This window comes from Microbispora sp. NPDC046973 (genome assembly GCF_040644495.1).
Lineage (GTDB): Bacteria > Actinomycetota > Actinomycetes > Streptosporangiales > Streptosporangiaceae > Microbispora.
In genome coordinates, this window is record NZ_JBEYWQ010000038.1 from 54,508 (window position 1) to 63,312 (window position 8,805).

The following is an 8,805-nucleotide window of genomic DNA, read 5'->3' on the forward strand; positions in this document are numbered from 1 at the left end:
GGAGCAGGAGGACACGAAGGACGGCCATGGCTCATGTGATGACGCAACCGGCGCCCGAGGGCTCGCCGCCGAGACGACGTGCCTGGCGCGGCATCCTCATCGGATGGAGCTTCATCCTCCCGAACTTCCTCGGCTTCGCGTTGTTCACGCTGGTTCCGATGCTCGCGGCGTTCGCGCTGGCGTTCCTGAAGTGGGACTCCTACAGCACGCCTGAGTGGGTGGGGCTGGAGAATTTCCGGCGACTGCTGCGTGACGAGACCTTCTTCGTCGCGCTCCGCAACACCCTCTACTACGCGGCCGGTCACATCCCGCTCACGCTGGCGGCGGCGCTCGGCCTGGCGATCGCGCTCGACCGGAAGCTTCGCGGGGTGCAGTTCTTCCGCACCGCGGCGTTCTTCCCGTACATCACGTCTCTGGTCGCGGTGGCCGTCGTGTGGAACATGTTGTTCAATCCGACGGCCGGACCGGTCAACCAGATCCTCCACGCGCTCGGCGTCGACCACCCGCCCCGGTGGGTGGCCAGTACGGACTGGGCGATGCCGGCCGTGATCGTCACGAGCGTGTGGCGGGACATGGGCTACTACATGGTGCTCTTCCTCGCCGGTCTGCAGACGATCCCGAAGGAGTACTACGAGGCCGCCCGGGTGGACGGCGCGAACTCCTGGCATCGTTTCCGGCGGATAACCCTGCCCTGCCTGCGCCCCACGACGTTCTTCGTGGTCGTCATGCTGACCATCCAGAGCTTCAAGGTGCTCGACCTCATCGTGGTCATGACCGACGGCGGGCCCGGGCGCAGCACCCTGGTCCTGGCCCAGCTCGTCTACCGCGAGGGCATCACCGAGGGGCGGTTCGGCTACTCCTCGGCCATCGCCCTGATGCTCTTCGTCATCGTGCTCACCGTGACCGTCGTCCAGTTCCGTCTCAACGAACGGAGGAGCACCCGATGACCGCACTGCCCGACGCTCCCCCGGCCGTCGCCCCGCCCCGGCCACCCGATCGACCCCCGGGCCCCCGTTCCCGAGGGCCGCGCCTGGTGCGGACGGCGCTGGCGTACGCGTGCCTCCTCGCCGTGGCCCTGCTCGTGCTGGTGCCGTTCGCGTGGATGGTGTCCTCTTCTCTCAAGCGGAACAACGAGGTCCTCACCGTTCCCATCGAGTGGATCCCGAGAGAGTTCCGCTGGTCGAACTTCACCGAGATCTGGGACCGCATCCCGATGCTGACCTACCTGGGCAACTCGGCCTTCCTGTCGGTCGCCGTCACCGTCCTGCAGGTGCTGACCGGCAGCTTCGCCGCCTACGGGTTCTCCAAGGTGCGTTTCCCCGGTAGGGACGCGTTGTTCCTGGCCTACATCGCCACCATCGCGGTGCCCTGGCAGGCGTACATGGTGCCGCAGTACATCATGATGCAGCGCGCGGAGCTCACCGACACCTACTGGTCGATCATCCTGCTGCAGGCGTTCGGCGCGTTCGGCGTCTTCCTCATGCGGCAGTACTACCTGTCGATCCCGGACGACCTGTGCGAGGCCGCACGCATCGACGGCCTGAGCGAGTACGGCATCTACTGGCGCATCATGCTCCCGCTGTCCAAACCGGCGCTCGCGAGCCTCGCCCTGCTCACGTTCGTGAACACGTGGAACGACTACATGGGACCGTTCATCTACCTGACGAGCAACGAGCTGTGGACAGTCCAGCTCGGCCTGCGCTCGTTCGTCGGCCAGTACGACGCCGAGTACGCGATGATCATGACGGGCGCCGTGCTGTCGGTGCTGCCGATCCTGGTCGTCTTCCTGTTCGGGCAGCGGTATTTCATCCGGGGCATCGCGACGAGCGGACTCAAGGGATGAGCGCCCACGGCGCCGCGCGGGCACCGCGCCTGCTGAGGCCGGCCCGGCAGGAGACGTACGAGAAGCTGTTCTCCACGGTCTACGTCGGGCTCATGACCAACGTCCTGCTCGCCGTGACATGCGCACCGCTCCTCGCCGCGCTCGCGATCGTGAGGGACCCGCTCGCGTCGTGGCCCTTCTTCGCCGCGCTGTCGTTGCCGTGCGGGCCGGCGCTGGCCGGGGCGTTCGGATGCTTCGCCGGGCTCGGTGAGGGATCCACGGACGTGCTGCGCGCCTTCCGGTGCTCGTACCGGCGGGCGGCACCGCGGGCGCTCCTGCTCTGGGCGGGTGGTGCGGCGGCCGTGGGCGTGCTGGCCGCGGACGTGGCCGCCGTCGCGCCGACGAGGTGGGGACCGGCGCTGGTCCCGTTCTTCCTCACCGTGTCGGCGCTGGTGGTGACGGTGGTGCTCGCGCTCCTGGTGCTGGCGTCCGACGCGTCAGGGCCGGTGCGGCTGCGCCCTCTCGTGCTGCCCTGCCTCTATCTCGTGGTGCGGCGCTGGTACCTGTCCGTCCTCACCATCGCCGTGCTCGGCCTCGTCGTGGCCGCCGTCCTGCTGAAGCCGATGGCAGGCGTCTTCCTCGCGTGCTCCCCCCTGCTGTACGTCGTCTGGGCCACCACACGATTCGTCGTCGCCCCGATCCTCTCCTCGTCGGCTGCGAATCGTCAGGAGACCTGATTGGTCACGGACAGTGGGCCGCCGCGGCTTCTGTCGGCGGGGATGTGCAGCGTCACCTATCGGCCGCTTCCTCCGGAGCGGATCATCGCGCTCGCAGTGCAGGCTGGGCTGGAGCACGTCGAATGGGGTCAGGACGCCCACGTGCGGCTGGGCGACGAGGAGGGGGCACGCCGTCTGGGCGAAACGACGAGAGCAGCGGGTCTTTCCGTCTCGGCCCTGGGATCGTATTACCGGGCGGGCGTCCCCTCCGATCCGGAGGAGGCCGATCGCCTGTGGCAGCAGGTGCTGGTCGCCGCCCGCGCTCTGGGCGCACCCCGGGTCCGGGTGTGGGCGGGCAACCTGGCCTCCGCGTCCGCCGGTCCTGCGGATCGCCGCAGAACGCTCGACCGCCTGAAGCGGTGTGTGGACAGCGCGGGGGACATCGTGGTCGCCACCGAGTTCCATGCCGGGACGCTCACCGACGACATCGAATCGGCGCTGTCGATGCTGGACGAGGTTCCCGGATTGCGGACCTACTGGCAGCCGCCGAACGGCATGCCGGACGACGAGGCGCTGGCGGGACTGCGGGCCGTGCTGGACCGCGTGGACGCGGTGCACGTCTTCAGCTGGTGGCCCACGTCCGAGGATCGCCGTCCGCTCGACCACCGCGCGGCACTGTGGCGGGCGGTCATGGGCATGCTGGCGTCGACCGGCAGGCGGATCGACACCGCCATCGAGTTCGTCCCCGGCGACGACCCCGGCATGCTGACCGGTGAGGCCGCCACCCTGCGCCGCTACGTGACCGAGGCCTCGGGAGACTCCCCGGCCCCCGATGTGGCCGGCTGACCACGTCGGATGACCACGTCGGACGCCCGGCGTGCCCGCGTTACAGGCGGGTCACCGCATCCGAATGACGCCCCGACATCACGAGGGAGATCGGCCAATGGCAACTCGCCTGCGTCAGCGGCTGCAACCACGGGGTTCGCGGGCGTATTGCATTGGTCGCGATGAGCATCCGTTCGCGTCAAAGAAGGTGCCGGAAATCAGGACGGCGACTATTCCATTCGGGCGGTTCCCAGAGAGGACAACATTCTCCACGGTGACGCTCTCAACAGGTTCCATTCCGATCACCCGGTCATGCCCGGGGAACGGTTCCGGGTCACGGTCGTGAGCTGGTCAAGTCCGCGGGGCAGAGGTGATTGTATGATCGCCTCCCCCCGTGCCGTTGCGAAAGTCAAAGGAGCAGGACGATGGACATGACGCGGGCACTGCCCACGGAGAGTCAGTGGGACCTCCTGGACGAGTACGACTTGAACGCATGCTTCGATGCGACCTGGATCGACACAGAGGACGTGGAGGAAATCGCCGGGCGCTTCCGCGCAGATCCAGGCTCCGGAATTCCTTGTGATCTCAAGACGGCATTCCGCCTGGCCGACGATTGCGGGCAAGACACTCTGGTTTGGATCGGGACGCACTCGCCGGGCTGGTCTGTCGCGATCACCGTGGGCGGCGCTTTCACAGTGCGAGAGGAGACCAGTGCGAGAGGAAGGCTCATCATCACTTATTGGCATATGGCCGAGCTGGGCGAGATCAACGACGAGGGAATGATCTATTACCAGGACGGCGAGTTCATGGGCACAGTGGGGGTGGAAGGGTTCCGGGAATACGTGCACGATCTGGATGCATTCGCTAACTTTCAGGAGGAGGTGGAAAATTACCTCATCCTTGCGGGACGGGTCACTGGCCGTTTTCTCGACCGAGACTGGTTCGCGGTGCCGCGTGTCCTTTACCGCATTCCGAACGGTGCGTGGCCTCGCATTCTTCGCTGAGCCCGATATCGCAGGAGAAAGCCAGGGCGATTTCGAACTCGGGGTGTTGACGGCGCAGTGTGACGCTGGGGCGCCGGATCGTCCTGGCAGTAAGCGGGCACGGCCAGACGCAGGACCTCGGCGCCGGGAAGGATCATGATCGGCGTCCACGTCTCGTCTCGACCCTTCAACCGATCCAGGTCACTCTTGCCGCCGTTCGGCCTCGTCGATGGCCCAGGCGGCGTTGATGAGCCCGATGTGGCTGAACGCCTGCGGGAAGTTGCCGAGCAGCTCGCCGCTCCCGGGGTCGACCTCCTCCGACAGCAGGCCCACGTCGTTGGCGTACGCGGCGGCTCGGTCGAATGCCTCCCTGGCCCGGCCGACCTGCCCGGACATGGCGAGCGCCTGCGCCAGCCAGAACGAGCACAGCAGGAAGGTGCCCTCCTCACCGGCGAGGCCGTCGATGCCGTCCGCGGTGCGGTAGCGGTAGACCAGGCCCTGGTCGTCGGTGAGCCGGTCCGCGACCGCGTCGATCGTGGCCAGCACCCGTGGGTCGCCGGCGGGCAGAAAGCCGATGATCGGCACCATGAGGGCGCTGGCGTCCAGCTCGTCGGAGCCGAAGGCCTGCGTGAACGCCCCCACCCGGTCGTTCCAGCCCTCGCGCAGCAGGGTGTCGCGAATCTCGGCGCGGGTCCGCCGCCAGGACTCCGTACGATCCTGCGCCCGTAGGAGGCCTGCGAGGGCGATGCCGCGGTCCAGCGCCGCCCAGCACATGAGCTTGGAGTACAGGAAGTCGCGTGGCTCCCCGCGTATCTCCCAAATGCCCTGGTCCTTTTCTGTCCAGCGCTCGGCCGCGCTGTCGGCACAGGCGACGAGGAAGCGCCGGACGTCGTCGTCGATGTCGCCGATCTGGTCTTGGAGGCGCACGGCCGCATCGAGCAGCTCGCCGTACACGTCGATCTGCCGCTGGTTCCATGCGTCGTTTCCGACGCGTACCGGTCGGCTGCCGCGCCAGCCGCGCAGGTGCGGAAGGGTGCGCTCACTCAGGTCGTGCTCGCCGCGGACGCCGAACATGATCTGCAGCGCGCGGTCCTCGTCCAGGGATGGGGCTGCGGTGGTGAGGAAGGCGAAGAAGTCGCTCGCCTCGTCGGGACAGGCCGCGACCCACAGGGCGCCCATGGTCAGTGACGCGTCCCGCACCCACGTGTACCGGTAATCCCAGTTGCGCTCACCGCCGGCCCATTCGGGCAGCGATGTGGTGGCGGCCGCGACGATCGCGCCGCTGGGCTGGAAGGACAGCGCCTGCAACACCCGCCCGCTGTGGTGCACCAGGTCAGGCCACGGGCCGTCATAGGCCTGGTGGAGGCTGGACCACGACTGCCAGGCGGCGATCGTGCCGTCCAGCCGGGCCGCCAGTTCCGCCTGGTCCCACACCCGCGCGGGAGTCTCCTGCAGTGTCGAGCGGTGCATCCCGAAGTGCCGTGTCTCGCCCTCTCGCACTGTGAACACGCCGTATCCGCCGCAGTCGCCGATGCCGAGGGAGACCGGCGTGGTCAGCACGAGCCAATCGGCGCCGCCGCGGGCGGTCACGCCGCCGTCGACGACGGACAGGATCGGGTGGATCAGGCCGTACTCCGGCCGGGGCCGGTACTCGATCTCCATCGGCACCTCGCCGCCGAGGCCGGACACCCGCCGGGCGAGCAGGTGCGGCACACCGACGCCGAGCCGGTGGCCGCCGTCGTCCGGTCCGGTGAGCAAGGCGTCGGTGAGAGCGACCGTGCCGCTCCCGGTGCGGAAGGTGGTCTCCAGCACCATCGTCTGCGGTAGGTAGCGGCGCGTCGTCTCGTACGGGACGGCCGGGCGGATCGTCCAGTGCCCAGCCTCGTCGTCCAACAGACGGGCGAAGACGGACGGCCCGTCGAAGCGGGGGAAGCACAGCCACTCGGCCGATCCGTCCCGGCTGATCAGGCCGGCGGAATGACGATCGGACACCAATGCGAGGTCGGCGATGGGCGTGGTGCTCACCCGCGCCCGATACCCGGGCAAGACGACGATGTTACGCACGGGCTGGAAAATCGCGGTAAAGGCAGGAAATGGAGCGCTACGCCCGCCTGACGCGAAGATCACACGTTCCTCAAGCGGCGCATATTGGCGCATCACCCTTTGTATGCGGGCACGTTTATATCGGTCGCTGACTCTCTGCGTCCTGGCCATGCCGGGGAGGTCGCGTACAAGGGTACGGAAGCGACGCTGAGGCGCTCGCGAGAACGAGATCGCCATGACGCGGTCGTCGAGAAGACCGGGTCGATCTCATCGCGTCCTGAAGACATCAGGATTCCCTCAATCCGGACGACCTGTCGCTGATCGTTTCTAGCGATCCGCCCTCGCGTGAGCCTTGACCCAGCCCAGCGCCATGTCGAGGGCGAGTACGAAGGGCTGTTCGTCCTGCGTGGTCTCCGCGAGCAGATATCCGCCCTGCAGCGCTGCGACCACCTCGAGGGCGAGGTCCTCCGCGACGACCTCTGAGTCCAGTTCACCGCTCTCCTGCAGGCGAGCGAAGGCTGCCGCCAAATCGCCTGTCCACGTGCCGAAGGCGGCCGACAGCTCACGGCGGGCAGAATCGGAGCGGCCGGCGAGCTCGTTGGCCAGTGAGCCGAGCGGACATCGGTAGCCGCCCTTGTCCAAGCCCGCGACCAGCGCGTCACGCCACTTCTCGAGCTCCCGCATCGAGTGCAGCTGCTCAAGCATCTGCTTCTGATCGGACAGCACGCGGTTCGCCTGTGCCGCGATCACTTCGGCGACCAGCGCCTCTTTGTCGGGAAAGTAGTGATACAGCTGTGACTTGCTGACGCCGCAGGTGCCCACCACCTGATCGAGAGTCGTCGCCGCGACCCCTTGCCTGTGCATCAAGTCCGCGGCGGTCGCGACGATGCGTTCGCGAGTAGCTGCGCCGCGCGCGGTACGTCGCGAAGGATCTTTCCCCGACCCTCGACCAGGCATGATGCCAAACCTATACCTGCGGGCACGTGAACCGAACCAGCCCGCGCATACCTCGGCTGTTCATACGGACTCTGCGAGCGGGGGCTCCCTCGCGGTTTGAGGGCAACGGTGGACCTGGGCGTCGCCGGTAGGAAAGCACGCGTACCTCCAGGGGCCGGTGCGCCGGCGTCCCCGGCCGGTCGGAATCCTTCAGGATCTTCCGCCACATCGCCGAGGTGAACGCGCGACAACCTCACGCTCACCGGGACGCCGCAACGGTACCCGGCCAGCCCTGAGCTACCGGCGCTCGGCGGCTTGCAACGCGTCCGCGGCCGTCAGCAAAGAGGCTCCAAGAAGCACGACGTCCTTCACCAGGAACTGCCCCGCGAGAGACAGCTTCGGTTCCCCACGTGTCTCTTGCCACGCCTCGGGCGTCGTAGCCAGGAAGCTGAGGGTGGTGGCGAACATGCCGGCGGCGGCGAGGCTGCCGAGAGCTGACGCTCTCGGCGCAATCGATTTTGCTCCGATCAGCGAGCCCACGACGATTTCAGTGACGCCGAGCAATCTGGCGACCTTCTTTTCCCCCAATCGGGCGATAAGCCACGCGAGCGGGGGGCTTGAGGTTACGAGGGGGCGAATGTTCTCCACCTCGTAGTCTTCGAATTTTATTCGCCCGATCTCCAGCAGGTTGATCACGAGCCCATAGCGAGTGGTCGAAATTCCCGCACTATGCACTATTTTTCCGATGCGGTGTATTCCCATGAAATCCTCGCCTACCGCGTCGGTTATATCGCTCGATGGAGGACTCGAAACATCAGCCGACGCTAAGGATCAGGTCATGCTTCACCATCGGTGTCGAGGCCACCGTCGATCACCGCTACGTGGTCGGCGACGACCAACCGGCCGGGCCGCGTCCGCGGCGCCGCCCACCACGCTACCTCTCGTCGGCTTCGTCGCCTAAGGGTGCTCGGCGCGGTTTCGGGGCGGCGTCGCTACGAGCCAAAGGGACAGCCGGTCGCGCCATCTGACAGAAGATCAAATACATCATGCGCACCGCCGATCGGCTCTTTCCGTCGTACGCGCCCGTCCGGCTGAAGGCCACTCCGAAATTGCGGGCCGGTGCCTCTCCCATTCGGCTCCGAGCGTGTCCTCGGGCTCAGGCCGTACGTGGCCGGCAGACGGGGGCCCAGCTGCGCCCGGTGCGGGCGATGGCGACGTGGGCGGTGGTCATGGGTGGTTCTCCCTCTGTCCGGGGCCGGTCCCTCACCGGCCCTTCACTCACTCCCCGAACAGCACGACCCCGGATCGCCGTGCCTTCGGAGATTTTTCTCAGGATTTTTCCGGCAGCGCTTCTTGGGGAGCGTCGCGCCCGGCTGCGGGAGATTGTTTCGGTTGATGAGGGGCAGGCGGAGGACGAAGCGTGCTCCGCGGGGGGAGTCCTCGATGTGCAGGGTTCCGTGGTGGGTGTGGGCGATGTCGC

The 8,805-nt window shown here is 67.3% G+C and carries 8 protein-coding genes; 5 read left to right on the forward strand and 3 right to left on the reverse strand.

All coding sequences use genetic code 11. The annotated features are described in order from the left end of the window. Positions 1–26: 26 nt before the first annotated feature. The 5 genes from ABZ860_RS38065 to ABZ860_RS38085 all read left to right on the forward strand — a co-directional run bounded on the left by ABZ860_RS38065 (position 27) and on the right by ABZ860_RS38085 (position 4,367). A complete protein-coding gene (locus tag ABZ860_RS38065) occupies positions 27–947 on the forward strand; it encodes a sugar ABC transporter permease (protein WP_357230088.1) in 921 nt (306 codons plus the stop codon). Then, entirely contained in the window at positions 944–1,843 is a 900-nt protein-coding gene (locus ABZ860_RS38070) for a carbohydrate ABC transporter permease (RefSeq protein WP_357230090.1), read from the forward strand. The genes ABZ860_RS38065 and ABZ860_RS38070 overlap by 4 nt, the downstream gene beginning before the upstream one ends. Beyond that, the gene (locus tag ABZ860_RS38075) at positions 1,840–2,559 is read left to right on the forward strand and encodes a hypothetical protein (protein WP_357230092.1); all 720 of its coding nucleotides are present in this window, start codon (positions 1,840–1,842) and stop codon (positions 2,557–2,559) included. The genes ABZ860_RS38070 and ABZ860_RS38075 overlap by 4 nt, the downstream gene beginning before the upstream one ends. After that, complete coding sequence (locus ABZ860_RS38080) at positions 2,560–3,384, forward strand: TIM barrel protein (RefSeq protein WP_357230094.1); 825 nt, start codon at positions 2,560–2,562, stop codon at positions 3,382–3,384. Positions 3,385–3,788: 404 nt separating this feature from the next. After that, a complete protein-coding gene (locus ABZ860_RS38085) occupies positions 3,789–4,367 on the forward strand; it encodes a hypothetical protein (protein ID WP_357230096.1) in 579 nt (192 codons plus the stop codon). A gap of 180 nt (positions 4,368–4,547) precedes the next feature. On the opposite strand, the gene ABZ860_RS38090 is transcribed toward ABZ860_RS38085, so the two are convergent. The 3 genes from ABZ860_RS38090 to ABZ860_RS38100 form a co-directional block, all read right to left on the reverse strand. Beyond that, positions 4,548–6,392 carry a glycoside hydrolase family 15 protein gene (locus ABZ860_RS38090; RefSeq protein WP_357230098.1) on the reverse strand — a complete coding sequence of 615 codons (1,845 nt, stop codon included), beginning with the start codon at positions 6,390–6,392 and terminating at the stop codon, positions 4,548–4,550. A 324-nt stretch (positions 6,393–6,716) separates the two neighbouring features. Further along, a complete protein-coding gene (locus ABZ860_RS38095) occupies positions 6,717–7,346 on the reverse strand; it encodes a TetR/AcrR family transcriptional regulator (protein ID WP_357230100.1) in 630 nt (209 codons plus the stop codon). A gap of 276 nt (positions 7,347–7,622) precedes the next feature. After that, positions 7,623–8,087 (reverse strand): DUF417 family protein, encoded by a 465-nt coding sequence (locus ABZ860_RS38100; RefSeq protein ID WP_357230102.1) that lies wholly within the window; start codon positions 8,085–8,087, stop codon positions 7,623–7,625. Positions 8,088–8,805: the final 718 nt, after the last annotated feature.